The sequence below is a fragment of the Gemmatimonas sp. genome (assembly GCF_031426495.1).
Classification (GTDB): Bacteria; Gemmatimonadota; Gemmatimonadetes; order Gemmatimonadales; family Gemmatimonadaceae; genus Gemmatimonas.
The window spans coordinates 59,825-76,740 of record NZ_JANPLK010000001.1; the positions used below are offsets into that span (position 1 = coordinate 59,825).

Genomic DNA, 16,916 nt, shown 5'->3' on the forward strand with positions numbered 1-16,916 from the left:
CTTGCTCATCACTGCAGCACCGCTGGTAACAGCGCTGCGCGCTCGCGGAACACGTCGTTGGCTCGCTCGCTCGATGCACTGCGCAGCGCGAGAAACGCGGACGCGGCGAACAGCACGGCCTCGACGCTGAAGACGGCCAGATACCCGCGCAGCGGGGAGTCGAGCACCACGGTCGCCGTGTCCACGCCGACCGCGCCCGCCATCGTCCCCGTCGCGTAGGCCAGCGCCTGCGCGGCGCCGAACACGCCCAGACGTAGCCCCGCACGCCCATCCGTCTTGTCACCCGTCAGGGCCATCATGGAGCCGATCGCCCCAATTGCGAACACCCCGTTCGCCAACCCAAGCAGCATCACGATGGCCGTGAACATCCGCACATCGCCCAGCACCGGCGAGGCCGCCAACGCGACGTAGGTGACGGCCGACGCCAGGCAGCCCGCCGCCGCCCAATGCCGAAGCTGGCCACGACGGGTGGCCAGTAGGGCCGTCACGATCATGCCGATCAGGACGCCACCATGGTGCATACCGGAGAGTCGGGTGCTCTCACCAGGTGTCATGCCGAAGGCGATCCCAGCAAATGGCTCGAGGATGAGATCCTGTGCGCTGTACGCGAACATCGCAACGAAGACGAAGCTGGCAAACAGTCGGGCGGCCCGCTCGTTCCACACGGTGCGCAGTCCCGCCGAAAATGACCCGCGCGATGCCTCATCGCTCGCCGAGACGGACGCGACGGGACGCGCGCCACGCTCAACGCCGTACGTAGCGACCGCCGCGACCAGAAATCCGACCGCGCCGATACCACCGGCGATCTGGATCAGTCGGGTATACGAGAAGGGATCCAGTAACGTGCCCGAGATCGCTGCCGTGATGATGATGCCGCCAATCATCAGGATCCACGTAATCGCGGCCGCCCCGGCGCGTTGGGTTGGATGCGCACGCTCACTCATGAGCGCGAGGAGCGGCGTGCCCGCCGCACTCACGCCCGCGCCCAGTACAACGCTAGCGATCGACGCCAGCGCGATGCCGAGCGCCACGTTGGTCGCCATCACGGGAATACTGGCCGCCACACCAACACCGCCCAACGCACAGACCGCGAGGCCGCCCAGAATCCACGGTGTACGGCGACCACTGCGATCGCTGCCGTGTCCCAACCGCGGACGCAAGATCAATTGCACGCCGAAATGCAGCGCTACGAGCAAACCCGGCACGGTGGCCGGCAACGACAGCTCGACGACTATCACCCGATTGATGGTGGTGGTCAACAGCACCACGACGGCCCCGATCGCGGCCTGTACCAGCCCGAGTCGCGAGAGCTGCCACCAGCTCACTTGCTGGCCTCGGCAATGATCGGCAGCGTGCGCACCGCGAAGGCGGCGACCATCATGCCACTCACATAGAACGGGACACCCAACGCGCTCAGCCACAGTGCGCGTTCACGAGGCAACTGTACGAAGCGCCACATCATGATCGCCTGGACCAACGAGAGCAGGCCGATCGCGAACGCGTGCCATGGCCGGTTCCACGACCCCAGCAACGCGATCACTGCAGCCTGCGCCAGCAGCATGATCAGCGAGGCCACCCGAGCGGCGCCGTCAGCGCCGAGCAACACGGGCAGCGAATTCACGCCCATGCGCTGATCGCCCTCCATCGCCTTGAAATCGTTCAGCGTCATGATGCCGTGGGCGCCGATGCTGTACAGAGTGGCGAGCAAAAGGAGTGGCACGGGCGGCACCTGGTTGCCGAGCATGATGCCGGCACCAGTCACCCAAGCCAGACCTTCGTACGTGAAGCCGACGGCAGTGTTGCCGATCCAGCCGTTGCGCTTGAAACGGAACGGTGGCGCGCTATAGCCCCACGAAAAGAGTAACGCGATACCGACGGCGGACACACCGAACACACCCAGCGGCAGCGCAACGAGCAGGCACAGCGCGGTCCAAAAGATGGCGATCGCGAGACCCCACTGACCGGGAACACGCCCCGACGGAATCGGGCGGTTCGGTTCGTTGATTGCGTCGACGTGCCGATCGAACCAGTCATTGACAGCCTGGCTGGACGCGCACACCAGCGGCCCCGTGATGGCGATGCCGAGCGCCAGCAGGGGGATGCGCTCGCTCAGTGGCACACCGGCGGAAATCGCACCGCACGTGAACGCCCACATCGGAGGGAACCACGTCACCGGCTTGAGCAACGTCAGGATCGCTTTGGGATCCGGGCGCGCTGGCGCAGACTGTACAGAAAAACTGACGCTCATAGGCGTCTAGTTTAGTTGACAGTACGCAATTGCGACAGAGCAAAGTTGAGTCAGCATCGAGGACCGATCCGTTCTCAGCTTACCGGGGGGTCTTCGCCGCCGCCGGGCGCCACCAGTCGGTGACGTCGGAGCTTCACGTAGAGGCTCTGTCGGCTCACCCCCAGCACCTCGGCGGCCGAGGTCCGGTTGTCATTCGTGAGCTCGAGTGCGGCCTCGATAAAATGGCGTTCCACCAGATCCACCGTGTCCCGCACCAGATCCCGAAGCGAGACTCGCCCAACCAACGTGGTGAGCTCTTCGACGGCGCGGGTGAGGTCCCGCGCCCCCTGCGGGGTGGCGGCCAGGCGCCGGCCGATGTCGCGTACGGTGAAGCCGACGCAGGGCTCCTCTCCCTCGGGTGCCCAAACGGCCGACACCTCGACCTCGCTCTGGTTGCCGTGGGTGCCACGTGCCGAGGTCGCCATGAGGCGGACCACGCCGTTCTTCTTGAGCATGCTCGTGAAGACCGGGAAGTCCGCGCCAGGGCGTCCTATGTAGGTGGCGAACAGCGTCCCGCGCACCTGCTCCTCGCTGGCCAGTCCGGCAATGTCAAGGAAGGCGCGATTGGCCGTGAGGACGTATCCGTCGAGGTCCGTGACCACGAACCCATCGGGCGAGCGTTCGATGAGGTCGATGACCCGCAGGGGCGAGTTGGCCGCTGCGCTGACGGTCGGTGCGACATCAGCGGTCGACAGGCGCACCAGCAGTAACGTGGCCGACTCTTGCCGGAAGCAGGACGCCGACGCGTGATACGATCTGCCGCCGGTGGCCATCGAAATCAGCACGTCGCCAGCCCGTCCTGCGCTCCGTGCGGTGACGGTGAGCTCTTCGAGCATGCGCGCCCCGGCGGTGTCCGTCCCGAACGGGAAAGCGCGACCGATCAGGCGGTCGGGGGAATCCCCGAAGACCTGTCCCGCCGCCGTGTTGGCATCGAGCACCTTGAGGGTGCTGGCGTCGATGACGAGAATGGCGTCGCTGGCGATCTGGAACAGCAACCGATAGCGCGTTTCCACGTGGCGGAGCCGCCAGTAGTCGCGCTCCATGGCCTGTTGCGCTTCAACCAATCGCTGCTGCAAGGCCGAGACGTGCCGCATGTCGCGGCCGACGGCCACCAAGCTACCGTCCCGGCCAAGCCGGAGCGCGGTATAGGAAACCGGCGCGTCGGCCCCATCGACCAGCAGGTGGTTGACCTGACGCCGCTTGGAGATCCCGGACAATTGGGCCTCCTTGAGGAGCGTGTCGATCTTGGCCCGGGTGTCGGGGGTGACGGTGTCGGTCCACGGCCGCCCAATCCACTCGGAGGCGGCGTCGAACTGGGTATCGGCACCGGCCAGCGCGACGTCACGAATGACGCCCGCGCTGTCCATCACGAGGGCGATGTCCCCCGCTACGGCGAGAAGCGAAGCCGCGGTCTTGGCGTCTATCTCGCCAAACGCGGCGTCACTCGCGTCGAAGGGCGTCACTGAACTGGCCATGATCGCCTAATGCCTCCCTGAGCGGTGCGTCGGACGCGGCGCGCTGCGCGGCGTCAAGCAGCCTGCGGGCGATCTGCGGCGCCTCACGGGCGTCGCCAGCGATGGCATTGGCGCCCACCTGGTCGGCAAGGGTCGGGTCGTCACTGAAGACCTGACCGCCGACCATGCACTGCAGGTGCGGATTGCGCGATGCCGACTTGAGCCGCCGGATATCGCGCTTCAACAGCGGAAGCCGGCTTTCGCTGCCGACGGAGAAGCCTATGACGTCGAACCACTCGGTACCCACCATCGTTAGCAGATCGCTTTCGGACCACGGCGCTCCCACCAGGACACGCCATCCGTCGCGCAACAGAAACTCGCCTACCATGATAATACCGAGCGTGTGCTGCTCACCGGGAATGCAGGTGAGCAGCACACTCCCCACCGGCTCGCTGCGCGTCGCATCGGCCAGAAACACCTGGGAAAGGTCGCGCAACATCCGCTGCATGCGGCCCAGCGAGACGGTCACCTCGACGAAATCGCACTCGTCGTTATCCCACATCTGTCCCAGCCGCCGCGCCGACGGGGCCAACAAGTCGAGATAGACCGCCTCAACGGTGGCGCCTTCAGCCAGAATATCGCGAAGAAACTGGACGGCCCTGGAGTCATCCAAGCTGCGCACCGCGGCGACGAAACCGTCCACATCGCGCTCGGACAACTCGCGGGCCATCGCCATGGAGAGCGCCGGCGGTACCGGCCCGGCGCGATGACTCGCCAGCAGACGCGGCACGAGCTCGTTTTCTATCGTACGCTCGAGGCGCTCGGATCGACGGGGGGCCGTAGGCGATTCCATCACGTCGTGGCTGGTGCCCAGGCGAGGCGACACCGATCGGTGGCCGGGCGCGGCGGGCTGGAGGGAAGCGCCGAACATTGCCGCGTAGTCTCCTGGGCGCAAGAACAAAAACGGGATCCCAGACCTGTTCGAGTGATCTGGTGAGCTCACCTGTCTATTGTGTTACGGTCCGAACGGATTGTCAAGAAAGGTTGACGTAAACTTTTCTTGACAACTTCTGCGCCATTCCCTAATCTCGTGGCATCTGGGAACGCGAACCCCCGGTAGAGACGGTCAGATGACTATGCCCACCAACGCCTCGGACGCGCCCATCGCGCCCGCCGGCTCCCGTTCCTCGTCGCCTCAGGCGCCGCGGACCGGATTGTATACGCCCGAAGAACGCCTGCGACGTGATGCCACGCCGTGGACGCTCGTTCAGGGCATCCTTGCGCCTGTCCAGTTTCTGGTCATGGCCGTGTCGGTTGCGCTGGTCCTCCGGTATCTCAATACCGGAAATGGACTCGCGGCCGCGAACATCTCCGTCGTCATCAAGACGTTCGTGCTTTATACCATTATGGTGACGGGCGCGATTTGGGAGAAAGTTGTCTTCGGCAAGTATCTCTTCGCCGAGGCGTTCTTCTGGGAAGATGTGGTCAGCATGGGCGTCATCGCCCTCCACACCGCGTATCTCGCCGGCCTCGTGCTGCACTGGCCTCCGCGCACGCTCATGGTGCTCGCCCTCGTCGCGTACGGCACCTATGCCGTGAACGCCATTCAGTTCGTGCTCAAGCTGCGGGCCGCCCGTCTGCAGGAAGCCGACTCTCTTCGCCGGGCCGCGCTCGCATGAACACCGTTTTGGAACTCCCGGTCATTCGCGAGCGTGGTCAGCGCGAAGTCTTCTGCGGCCTCACCGGCATCGTGTGGCTGCATCGGAAAATGCAGGACGCCTTCTTTCTCGTGGTCGGCTCGCGTACCTGTGCGCATCTGGTGCAGTCGGCCGCCGGCGTCATGATTTTTGCCGAGCCGCGCTTCGCCACGGCGATTCTCAGTGAACGTGATCTGGCCGGCCTCGCCGATGCCAACGACGAACTCGATCGCTGCGTGAAGCAGTTGCTCGAACGGCGCCCCGACATCTCGACGCTCTTCCTCGTGGGCTCGTGTCCGTCGGAAGTGATCAAGCTCGACCTGCAGCGCGCGGCCGAACGGCTCAATGAGCAATTGATGCCGCGTGTACGCATTCTGAACTACTCGGGCAGCGGTATCGAGACCACGTTCACGCAAGGCGAGGATGCCTGCTTGCGCTGCATGGTGCCGCATCTCCCCGAGTCGTCGAGCGCCACGGCCGAACTCATGGTCGTCGGTACGATCGCCGACGTGGTCGAAGATCAGTTTAAGCGCCTGTTCGCGAAGCTTGGTATCGGACCGGTGCACTTCTTCCCGCCGCGGATGGCGCGCGATCTGCCTCCCGTTGGACCGAACACGAAGCTGCTGCTCGCCCAGCCGTTCCTGGGCGAAACGGCGCGCGCGCTCATCGCGCGCGGCGCCACGCTGCTGTCGGCGCCGTATCCGTTCGGCGTGAACGGCACGACCGCATGGCTCAAGGCGGCCACCACCGAGTGGGGCGTCAGCGACGAGCTGTTCACCAGCGTCACGGCAGCGCCGGCCGAGCGTGCGCGCGTCGCGCTGTCGCGCTACCGTCCGTGGCTCACCGGCAAGCGCGTGTTCTTCTTCCCCGATTCGCAGCTCGAGATTCCGCTCGCGCGTTTTCTGTATGAGGAGTGCGGTGCGGAGTTGGTCGAAGTCGGTACGCCGTATCTCGACAAGCTGATGATCTCGGCCGAACTCGAACGGCTTCCGGCCACCGCGCAGATCAGCGAGGGGCAGGATGTCGAGAAGCAGCTCGATCGCTGTCGCGAGGCTCGCCCCGATCTCACCGTGTGCGGACTCGGGCTCGCCAATCCCCTCGAGGCCGAGGGGCTGCGCACCAAGTGGTCCATCGAACTCGTGTTCTCGCCGGTGCACGGCTACGAACAGGCCGGCGATCTGGCCGAACTTTTTGCGCGACCGCTCGATCGCGCTCAGCGACTCGCGGTCTGAGGATGACGGCATGGAACTGACGCTCTGGACGTACGAAGGCCCGCCGCACGTGGGCGCGATGCGTATCGCGACCTCGATGACGGGCGTGCATTACGTCTTGCATGCGCCGCAGGGCGACACGTATGCCGATCTGCTTTTCACGATGATCGAGCGCCGTGATAAGCGGCCGCCGGTCACGTACACCACATTTCAGGCGCGCGACCTCGGTGGCGATACGGCGGAGCTGGTGAAGTCGGCCGTCCGCGACGCGTACGAGCGCTTCAAGCCCGATGCCATGCTGGTCGGCGAGTCGTGCACGGCCGAACTCATTCAGGATCAACCGGGATCGCTCGCGATGGGGATGTCGCTGCCGATCCCCATCGTGCCGCTGGAACTGCCCGCGTACTCCAAAAAGGAGAACTGGGGCGCCAGCGAAACGTTCTATCACCTCGTGCGCACCCTGTTGCTGCCGCTCGCGCCCGCGCCAGGTTCACCGCCGCGCGAAAGCGTGACCGCGGCGGCCACCCGTGAGCAGCGTCGTCCGCGCTGTAACCTGCTGGGCGGCACCGCCCTCGGCTTCCGCAATCGCGATGACGTGCGGGAAATCACGCGGCTGCTGCAGGACATTGGCGTCGACGTACACGTGTGTGCGCCGCTAAACGCCACGGTGAAAGACATCCGGGCGATGCCGCACGCCGACTTCAACGTCGTGCTGTATCCCGAAGTGGCCGACACGACGGCACGCTGGCTCCAGAAAACCTTCGGACAGCCCACGGTGCGTACGGTGCCGATCGGCGTGCTCGCCACCCGCGAGTTCGTGGAGGAAGTGGGCAAGGTCGCCGGCGTCGATGTGTCGGCGTTGCTCGAGCGTGAACGCGCTGGCACCGCGCAGGTGGATGCCAGCCGTTCGCTGCTGCCGTGGTATTCGCGCTCGGTCGACTCGACGTATCTCACCGGGAAACGCGTGTTCGTGTTCGGCGACGCCACACACGTCCTGGCCGCCGCCCGCATGGCGAAAGACGAACTCGGGTTCACGGTGGTCGGCATCGGCACCTACTCGCGCGAGTATGCCCGGCCAATTCGTGACCTCGCCGCCGCACTCGGCGTGGAAGCGCTCATCAGCGACGACTACCTCGCCGTCGAGCAGCGTGTCACCGAGCTCGCGCCCGAGCTGGTGCTGGGCACGCAGATGGAACGCCACATCGCCAAGCGGCTCGGTGTGCCGTGCGCCGTAATTTCGGCGCCGATTCACGTGCAGGATGTGCCGGCCCGGCACTCCCCGCAGATGGGCTTCGAAGGCGCCAACGTGATCTTCGATACCTGGGTGCACCCGCTCATGATGGGACTCGAAGAACACCTCCTGCACATGTTCAAAGACGACTTCGAGTTCAGCGACGGCGCCACGCCGTCGCATCTGCACGCGTCGCCGTCGGCCACGGCCGGCGAGCGGCCGGCACGCGAGGAATCGATGGGCGGTCAGCGCGTGACCCCATTTACCTCACGCGCGGCAATCGAACTCGAAGCGCCCGAAGCCGCGAGTGCTGTTGGATTTGCCGAAGAGGAAGACGAGACTGATGCGCTCGTCGCGGTCGCGCCGATGACCACGACGTGGTTGGCGTCGGCCGAAGCGGAGCTCAAGAAGATCCCGTTCTTCGTGCGCGGCAAGGTTCGTCGAAATACCGAGAAGTACGCCCACGAGAACGGTATCGCCGAGATCACCGTGGACACTCTGTACGAGGCCAAGGCATTCTATGGCCGCTAACAGCGTGGCGAAGCCCATCCCGATCCGCGTCGCGATCACGACGCTCGACGCGCACCTCGCCGACGCCTTCGGGCGCGCTGGCGCCGCGCTCGTACGTGAGATCCCGGGCCTTACGATCACGATGCATGTGGCGGCCGACTTCGGGAGCGATCCGCTGGCCGCCGAGCGGGCGCGACAGGACATCGCGCAGGCCAATATCGTGGTCTGCACGCAGCTCTTTCAGGAAGAGTATGCGAATGCGGTATACGAGGCGGTACTGGCGCGTCGCGATGCGGCCGACGCGGTGCTCTGCGCGCTGTGTACGCCGGAGCTCGTGAAATGCACGAAGCTCGGCAAGTTCGATATGAGCGGTGGGGAGTCGCGGTCACCGCTCTCGCCCATCAATCTGCTGAAGAAGCTCCGCGGTTCGCGTGGCGACGGCAAGTCGAGTGGCGAGCGGCAGATGTCGGCGCTTCGCACCCTGCCGTCGATTCTCAAGTTCATTCCCGGCACGGCGCAGGATGTGCGTGCCTACCTGTTGCTGATCCAGTACTGGCTGGCCGGCACGGCGGAGAACATTGAGCAGATGGTGAAGTATGCCATCGATCGATACGCCGATGGCCCGCGAAAGGCGCTGCGCGGCAAGTTGAATCCGCAGCAACCGCAGGCATACCCCGAAGTCGGACTGTGGCATCCCGCACTGGCGAATCGCGGGATGACGGAGCGCATGGAGGAACTGCCGCGTCATCGTGGCGCGGACGCGGGCACGGTGGGCGTGCTCGTCGGTCGGTCGTATCTGCTGGCCGACAACGTGGCGCACTACGCGGCGGTGGTTCGGGCCCTCGAGTCGAAGGGATTGCGCGTGGTGCCGGCGTTCGCATCCGCGCTCGATGCGCGTCCGGCCGTCGAGAAGTACTTCACGAACGGCAAAGGGCAGGCGACGATCGACGCCATGATCAATCTCACGGGCTTCTCGCTCGTGGGAGGTCCGGCCTACAACAACTCCGAAGCAGCGCAAGACGTACTCAAGGGCCTCGACGTCCCCTACATCACGCTGCAGACGCTCGAATTTCAGACCATTCAGGAATGGCGGAACGACGCGCGTGGCCTGAATCCACTGCAGGCCACTCTGCAGATCGCGATTCCCGAACTCGATGGCGCCATCGTGCCCACCGTGTTCGGCGGCAAGGGTGAACCGCAGCCCGGGAAGGCGGCGGCGTCGGAGCCGATCCCCGAGCGCGTCGACCGGGTGGCCGAGCGCGTCGCAAAATTGGTGGTGCTGCGTCGAAAGGAGCGCGCGCAACGCAAGATTGCGCTGATCCTCTTCAACTTCCCGCCGAACGCCGGGAACACCGGCAGTGCGGCGTACCTCGCGGTGTTCCCCTCCATGCAGCGCGTCCTCGCGTCGCTCAAGGAACAGGGATACACGGTTGACCTGCCGTCGAGCGCCGACGACCTCCGCGAGCGCATCACCGGTGGCAATCGGGAGCGCTACGGTGCGCCGGCCAATGTGCACACCACGATTCGCACCGACGACCATGTGCGTCGTGAGCCGTATCTGGCGGAGATCGAGAAGACGTGGGGCCCGGCGCCCGGTCGGCAGCTGTCCGACGGCCAGTCCATCCAAGTCATGGGGCTGCAACTCGGCAACGTGTTCATCGGCGTGCAACCGTCATTCGGATGGGAAGGCGATCCGATGCGGCTCCTCTTCGAAGGCGGCTTCTCGCCCACGCACGCCTTCAGCGCCTTCTACCGCTGGCTGCGTGAAGACTTCGCGGCCGATGCGATTCTGCACTTCGGGACCCACGGCGCACTCGAGTTCATGCCGGGCAAGCAGTCGGGACTCGACGACCGCTGCTGGCCCGATCGTCTGATCGGCGATGCGCCGAACGTGTATCTCTACGCGTCGAACAACTCGTCCGAAGGCACGCTGGCCAAGCGCCGCGGCAACGCCACGCTGGTGTCGTATCTCACGCCGCCGGTGGCGAATGCCGGCTTGTATCGCGGCCTGCTCGATCTCAAGAGCACGCTCGATCGCTGGCGCGCGCTCGATCAGACGAAAGCCGGTGACGCCTCGTCCTTGCGCGAGCTGATCCAGCAGCAAGCGGCCGCCGTCGAATTGGCCGACGCCGAGCCAGCGTGGACGGCGAGCGAGACGGATGCGCGCGTCACGACGCTCCGTGACCGGTTGCTGGAGCTCGAGTACGAATTGATCCCGATGGGTCTGCACGTGGTCGGTGAACCGATGACGCCCGATGCGCGCGCCGGTGTATTGGTGGAGATGGCGCGATCGGGGCGTCCGGAGTTGGAGCTGCCGCCGATCGGTGATACCGTCGTGGCGGGGCAGAGCACGCGTGCCGCCTCGGACGACACCGTGCAGGTGGTCGATCAGCTGGTCCGCGCCACGGTGCGATCGCTCGTCGAGAGCAAAGACGTGCGTTCCGCGATGCGCGTCGCGTTGAGCGCAGCCAAGGCGCAAGGCCTGCGCATCGCCGACGAACGCGCGCTCAAGCAGCATCTCGAGGCGCTTGGCGGCTTCGATGCCATGCTCAGCGAGGATCGTGAAGTGGCCGGTATTCTCCGCGCGCTCGACGCGCGGTATGTGTCGCCGGCGCCGGGCGGTGACTTGCTACGCAATCCGCAGGTGCTCCCCACGGGACGCAACATCTACGGCTTCGATCCGTACCGCGTACCGAGCGCGGTGGCCATGCTCGAAGGGCGCGTGCGCGCGGAGCAGCTCTTGGCGCGCTACGTGGCTGACAACGGCGCGCTGCCGGAGTCGGTGGCGGTCGTGCTCTGGGGCACCGACAACATGAAGAGCGAGGGCACACCGCTGGCGCAGGTGATGTCGCTGATGGGCGTGGTGCCGCGTTTCGACGCCGTCGGACGACTCACGGGCGCCCGACTGCTGCCGCTCACGTCACTTGGGCGTCCTCGCGTCGACGTGGTCGTCACGCTGTCGGGCATCTTCCGCGACCTGTTGCCGCTGCAGGTGAAGCTCTTGGCCGAGGCGGCGCTCATCTGCGCGCAGGCCGATGAAGACCCGTCGCAGAATTTCATTCGCAAGCACGCGCTCGAGACGATGCAGGAGACCGGGTGCGATCTCGCCACCGCCGCGCTACGAGTGTTCTCCAACGCCGACGGCGCGTACGGCTCGAACGTCAACTTGCTGATCGACACCGGCAAGTGGGAGAAGGAAGACGAGTTAGCCGATTTGTTCGTGCAGCGGAAGGGCTTTGCGTACGGCACCGACGGCCGTCCGTCGTGCCAGCCGGCGCTGATGAAGCGGGCGCTGGGGCAGGCGACCTTGTCATTCCAAGGGCTCGACTCCGTTGACCTCGGCGCCACCGATATCGATCAGTACGTGGAATCGCTGGGTGGCATGACGCGCGTGATCGCGCAGCAGCGTGGCGGCGAAGCGCCGGCCGTGTACGTGGGCGACTACAACAACGCGCAGGGCAAGGTTCGCACGCTGACCGAGCAGGTCGAGCTCGAGTCGCGCACCAAGCTGCTCAATCCGCGATGGTACGAGAGCCAGCTGGAGTACGGCTACGAAGGCGCCCGCAACATCGCCGGCCACGTGATCACCACCTTTGGATGGTCGGCCACGGGCGGGAAGGGCGCCGTGCCGGAATGGGTGTACGCCGAAGCGACGAAGACCTTTGTGCTCGATGATGCCATGCGCGAGCGTCTCGCCCAGGCGAATCCGGATGCCGCGTCAGGGCTCGCGCAGCGTCTGCTCGAAGCGAACGACCGAGGATTTTGGTCCCCCGATGAAGCGACGCTCGAGGCGCTGCGCAATGCGGCAGCGGACCTCGAAGACCGTCTGGAGGGGGTGTACGCATGATCTGCCATACGACCGGAGTAACACGATGACCGCGACACGACTGCCGATTCTCGACGCCGTAGGTGACGGCGAGGGTAGCCTGCAAGTGCACCTGGACGAGAACGCCAAGATAGACGGTGCGTTGGTCATTGCCGTGTACGGCAAGGGCGGCATCGGAAAGAGTACCACCTCATCGAATCTGTCGGCCGCGTTCTCGCGCCTGGGCAAGCGGGTGCTGCAGATTGGCTGCGACCCGAAGCACGACTCCACGTTCACGCTCACCAAGAAAATGGTGCCGACCGTGATCGATGTGCTCGAATCGGTCGACTTCCATTCTGAAGAGCTGCGCCCCGAAGACTTCATGTTCGAGGGCTACAACGGCGTGCAGTGTATCGAGGCCGGCGGTCCGCCAGCGGGCACCGGCTGCGGCGGCTACGTGACCGGTCAGACGGTGAAGCTGCTGAAGGAACATCACCTGCTCGAAGACACCGATGTGGTGATCTTCGACGTGCTCGGCGACGTCGTGTGCGGTGGCTTTGCCGCGCCGCTACAGCATGCGCACTACTGCCTGATCGTGACGGCCAACGATTTCGACTCCATCTTCGCGATGAACCGCATCATCGCCGCCATTCAGGCGAAGTCGAAGAACTACAAGGTGCGGCTGGGCGGCGTGGTTGCGAACCGTTCGAAGGACACCAACGAGATCGACCGCTTCAACGCGGCGGTGGGCCTCAAAACGATGGCGCACTTCCAGGACATCGATGCGATCCGCCGGAGCCGCCTGAAGAAGTGCACGATTTTCGAGATGGAAGATTCACCGGAAGTGATCGCGGCACAGGAGCAGTACATGCTGCTCGCCTCGCGCATGCTCGATGATGTGGTACCGTTGCCCGCGAATCCACTCAAGGATCGCGAGATCTTCGACCTCTTGGGGTTGGACTGATGGCCACTCGCCTCTCTCCTGAGGTTTCCACGAATCCGGGTCCGTCGTTCGACGGAGCGTCACCTGGGGGTTCGCACGCCACATCGGTGTCGTACCTCGAGCGGCGGGCCTGGATCGGGGAATATTTTGACCGCACGGCGGCCACCGCGTGGAAGACACTCACCTCCGATGCGCCGGTCTCCAAGATCCGGGCGTCGGTGCGCGCCGGTCGCGATCAGATGCGGCACACCCTGCTGGCCTGGTTGAGTCCCGACCTGCATGGCGTGCGCATCCTCGATGCGGGCTGCGGCACGGGTACGCTGGCGATCGACCTGGCCAAGCGGGGCGCCGAGGTGGTGGCGATCGACTTGTCGCCCACGCTGGTCACACATGCGCAGGAGCGTGCGGAAGCCGAAGGCGTCGACATCGATTTTCGAAGCGGCGATATGCTCGATCCTTCGCTCGGCACCTTCGATCACTTGGTGGCGATGGACTCCCTGATCCACTACGATCTGCCGGAAATGATCGCCGCACTCGGCACGCTGGCCCCGCGAGTTCGCGAGCGCATGCTGATCACCGTGGTGCCCGGTACGCCGTTGCTGGTGGCCCTGCGGGCGGTCGGGCGGCTGTTTCCGCGGGCCGACCGGGCGCCGGCGATCGTGCCGGTGTCGGAACGGGCGTTCCGGACGGGCCTTCTGGGCTCGCCCGTCCTCGATACATGGGGTATGGTTGGGACACGGCTGGTGGAGCGTGGATTTTATCGTTCGATGGCCATCGCGTTGCACCACAGTTCGTTGGGCGGCTCACACGCCCCGCGGCGCTGACGACATCTGGTTTCGAGGGAACGACGTGATCGACGGTTTCGGTTGGATACTGGCAGGGATCGGCGCGGCATCGGCCGGCGCGTGGTTCGTGATGCAGCGCAAGGTGGAGGTGGCGTGTACGATCGATCTCGAGTCGACCCACGATCATTTCCACGCCCATGTCGATCTGGACGGCGTAGAGGTCGATCCGGGAGATGAAGTGCTGGTCCACAATACGCCGACGCGCATTCCGTTCGGAACGCAGCGCACGTATGCCTCGCGGGCCACCGTGCATCGGGCCAGTTGGTTGCGTCGGCAGTTCGTGAAGCTGACCGGCGGCACCGAGCTCTACGAACTGTACGACGTCGGCTTCGAAGGCTGAGGAAACAGACCCACTTATGTACCCTACCGCCACCGAGTTGCCCGTTCGCGCGTATGACAACGTGAACGAGAGCACCAAGAACGCCCAGCAGGACGCGATCCTCAGTCCGAGGTTTTACACCACGGATTTCGCGAAGATCGACGCCCTCAAGATCAAGACCGAACACCAGCAGATGTGGGACGACATCCTCGCGGAGTTCCGTCGGGATCCCAACAAGAATCACTTCAAGCGCAACGAAGAATTCGACGTCGATCTCTCGGCCATGGATCCCGAACTGCGCGAGCAGTTCGTGGAATTCCTCGTGTCGTCGGTGACGGCGGAATTCAGCGGGTGCATTCTGTATGCCGAGATCAAGAAGCGCATCAAGAATCCGGAAGTGCGCGAGCTGTTCGGCTTTATGAGCCGTGACGAGGGACGTCACGCCGGTTTCATCAATCACACGCTGAACGATTTCGACGTGGCCGTCGATCTCAGCTTCCTCACGAAGGCGAAGAAGTACACGTTCTTCCAGCCGAAGTTCATCTACTATGCGACGTACCTCTCCGAGAAGATCGGGTACGCGCGCTATGTGACGATCTTCCGGAATTTTGAGAAGCAGCCGGACAAGCGGTTCCACCCCATCTTCAAGTGGTTCGAGAACTGGTGCCTCGATGAGTTCCGTCACGGAGAAGCCTTTGCCGTGCTGATGCGCTCCAATCCGGAACTGCTGGAAGGGCGCAACAAGCTCTGGATCCGCTTCTTCCTGCTGGCCGTGTTCTGCACGATGTACGTGCGTGACCACGCGCGCGCGCCGTTCTTCAAGCACATGGGCATCGATGTCGATGACTACGATCGTCGCGTCATCACGCTCACGAACCAGATCAGCCGTCAGGTGTTTCCCGATACGGTGGATACCGAGAGCGAGGCCTTCTGGGCCCTGATGGACCGGATGTGGCGCAATACGGATGCCATGCGAAAGGCCGAGGCGGCAGGCGGATTCTTGTCCAAGGTCAAGGTGGTGCTGCTCAAGGGGGCGAATGCGCTGACCTTCGTGCAGCTGTATCTGCGCCCGCCTCATCGGCAGGCGTTGCCCGCCGACGTGCGCATGCAGCCCGTCTGGTAAGGCGCGAGGACACCATATGGCCCGTCCAGCAGATGTCTTCGTCAAAGGGTTATCGAGCCTCTCGTCTCGATTCATGCCGTTTGCCGATGTCGCCACCGCCGAGGTGCCATTGTCGCGCCTCATGCGACTGGCGCTGTTTCAGCTGTCGGTCGGCATGGTCCAGACGCTCTTCGTCGGGACGCTCAATCGCGTCATGATCCTCGAGCTCAACGTACCCGCGTCGTTGGTGGCGATGATGCTCGCCATCCCGCTGCTCGTGGCGCCGTTGCGCGCGCTGGTCGGATTCCGCTCCGATACGCATCGCAGCATCCTCGGGTGGAAGCGCGTGCCGTACCTCTGGCTCGGCACCCAGTTGCAGTTCGGTGGCCTGGCCATCATGCCGTTCGCGCTGCTCGTGCTGTCCGAGAATGGTGGACGGGGGCCGGCCTGGATTGGATACGCCGGTACGGCGTTGGCCTTTCTGCTCGTCGGCGCTGGTGCCCACACCACGCAAACGGCCGGCCTCGCGCTGGCGACCGATGTCGTGCGCGAGGACAAACGGCCCCGCGTGATCGCGCTCATGTATCTCATGATGCTGCTGGGCACGCTGATCTCGGCGCTTGTCCTTGAGCAGTTCCTGCGCGACTTCACGCCCCTCAAGCTGATTCAGGTGATCCAGGGGACCGCGGTCTTCACCGTGATCTGCAACGCGGTCTCCCTGTGGAAACAGGAAGCGCGGGTGAAAGGCGTCGTGGAATACACGAAGGACGAGATCCGGCCCCGCTTCCGGGATGCGTGGCGTACCTTCGCTGGTGGCGGGCAGGCGGTGCGTTTGTTGGTGGCGTCCGGCATCGGCTTCTTCGCCTTCAATCTGCAGGACGTGCTGCTGGAGCCGTACGGCGGTGAGATCCTGAAGTTGACGGTGTCGCAAACCACGATGCTCACCGCCATCATGGCGGCGGGGGCCGTGGCGGCCTTCGCCCTGTCGGCCGAGCTGCTGCGTCGGCGGCGCGATCCGATCCGGTTGGCGGCACTCGGTGCATTGGCAGGCATCATTGGATTTGCGATGATCGTCTTCGCGAGTCCGCTCGACTCACCGATGTTGTTTCGCGGTGGCACGGCGATGATCGGCTTCGGCGAAGGGTTGTTCGGTGTCGGCACGTTGTCGTTCGCGATGCAACTGAAGGACGCATCGCAGCACGGCATCGCGCTCGGCGCGTGGGGCGCGGTGTTCGCCACCGCGGAAGGTCTGTCGTTCGCCCTCAGTGGGCTCCTCAAAGATTGGCTATCGCATCTCGTGGAGCGGGGCGCGTTGGGACCGGGGATGAGTGTTGCCTCGGTGCCGTACTCGGTGGTGTATCACCTTGAGATTTTCTCGCTGTTCGCGACACTCGTCGCACTCGGGCCGTTGGTTGCTCGTCGGAGGGCCGGTCGCGCCTCGACGGATGCGACGCCGCGGTCCTTCGGGCTCGCCGATTTACCGGCCTGACCGTCACCATTCGTACCGGAGCC

General features: G+C 64.8%; 13 protein-coding genes. 9 read left to right on the plus strand and 4 right to left on the minus strand.

What is annotated here, in order from left to right:
- Positions 1-8 precede the first annotated feature (8 nt).
- The 4 genes from RMP10_RS00290 to RMP10_RS00305 all read right to left on the minus strand — a co-directional run bounded on the left by RMP10_RS00290 (position 9) and on the right by RMP10_RS00305 (position 4,672).
- A complete protein-coding gene (locus tag RMP10_RS00290; protein ID WP_310568535.1) occupies positions 9-1,325 on the minus strand; it encodes a BCD family MFS transporter in 1,317 nt (438 codons plus the stop codon).
- Positions 1,322-2,248: a chlorophyll synthase ChlG gene (gene chlG / locus RMP10_RS00295; protein WP_310568536.1), complete on the minus strand. Its 927-nt coding sequence runs from the start codon at positions 2,246-2,248 to the stop codon at positions 1,322-1,324. The genes RMP10_RS00290 and chlG overlap by 4 nt, the downstream gene beginning before the upstream one ends.
- Positions 2,249-2,322: 74 nt before the next feature.
- Entirely contained in the window at positions 2,323-3,762 is a 1,440-nt protein-coding gene (gene ppsR / locus RMP10_RS00300; protein ID WP_309673093.1) for a transcriptional regulator PpsR, read from the minus strand.
- The gene (locus RMP10_RS00305) at positions 3,728-4,672 is read right to left on the minus strand and encodes a cobalamin B12-binding domain-containing protein (RefSeq protein ID WP_310568537.1); all 945 of its coding nucleotides are present in this window, start codon (positions 4,670-4,672) and stop codon (positions 3,728-3,730) included. The genes ppsR and RMP10_RS00305 overlap by 35 nt, the downstream gene beginning before the upstream one ends.
- A 199-nt stretch (positions 4,673-4,871) precedes the next feature.
- Between RMP10_RS00305 and bchF the strand changes: the two genes are divergently transcribed.
- From bchF to RMP10_RS00350, 9 genes are read left to right on the plus strand one after another with little or no spacing between them, the layout of a single operon-like run.
- Positions 4,872-5,420 (plus strand): 2-vinyl bacteriochlorophyllide hydratase, encoded by a 549-nt coding sequence (gene bchF / locus RMP10_RS00310; RefSeq protein WP_310568538.1) that lies wholly within the window; start codon positions 4,872-4,874, stop codon positions 5,418-5,420.
- Positions 5,417-6,670 (plus strand): ferredoxin:protochlorophyllide reductase (ATP-dependent) subunit N, encoded by a 1,254-nt coding sequence (locus tag RMP10_RS00315; RefSeq protein ID WP_310568539.1) that lies wholly within the window; start codon positions 5,417-5,419, stop codon positions 6,668-6,670. Before bchF ends, RMP10_RS00315 begins: the two co-directional genes overlap by 4 nt.
- 10 nt (positions 6,671-6,680) lie before the next feature.
- Positions 6,681-8,411 carry a ferredoxin:protochlorophyllide reductase (ATP-dependent) subunit B gene (gene bchB / locus RMP10_RS00320; protein ID WP_310568540.1) on the plus strand — a complete coding sequence of 577 codons (1,731 nt, stop codon included), beginning with the start codon at positions 6,681-6,683 and terminating at the stop codon, positions 8,409-8,411.
- Positions 8,401-12,237, plus strand: coding sequence for a magnesium chelatase subunit H (locus tag RMP10_RS00325; protein ID WP_310568541.1), 3,837 nt, complete (start codon positions 8,401-8,403; stop codon positions 12,235-12,237). The genes bchB and RMP10_RS00325 overlap by 11 nt, the downstream gene beginning before the upstream one ends.
- Before the next feature lie 25 nt (positions 12,238-12,262).
- Complete coding sequence (gene bchL / locus RMP10_RS00330) at positions 12,263-13,159, plus strand: ferredoxin:protochlorophyllide reductase (ATP-dependent) iron-sulfur ATP-binding protein (RefSeq protein ID WP_310568542.1); 897 nt, start codon at positions 12,263-12,265, stop codon at positions 13,157-13,159.
- Positions 13,159-13,962 (plus strand): magnesium protoporphyrin IX methyltransferase, encoded by an 804-nt coding sequence (bchM, locus tag RMP10_RS00335; RefSeq protein WP_310568543.1) that lies wholly within the window; start codon positions 13,159-13,161, stop codon positions 13,960-13,962. Before bchL ends, bchM begins: the two co-directional genes overlap by 1 nt.
- Before the next feature lie 25 nt (positions 13,963-13,987).
- Positions 13,988-14,323: a hypothetical protein gene (locus RMP10_RS00340; protein ID WP_309673101.1), complete on the plus strand. Its 336-nt coding sequence runs from the start codon at positions 13,988-13,990 to the stop codon at positions 14,321-14,323.
- A 16-nt stretch (positions 14,324-14,339) separates the two neighbouring features.
- On the plus strand, positions 14,340-15,425 hold the full coding sequence (gene acsF, locus RMP10_RS00345; protein ID WP_310568544.1) for a magnesium-protoporphyrin IX monomethyl ester (oxidative) cyclase: 1,086 nt from the start codon (positions 14,340-14,342) through the stop codon (positions 15,423-15,425).
- 16 nt (positions 15,426-15,441) lie between these two features.
- On the plus strand, positions 15,442-16,893 hold the full coding sequence (locus tag RMP10_RS00350) for a BCD family MFS transporter (protein WP_310568545.1): 1,452 nt from the start codon (positions 15,442-15,444) through the stop codon (positions 16,891-16,893).
- Positions 16,894-16,916 lie beyond the last annotated feature (23 nt).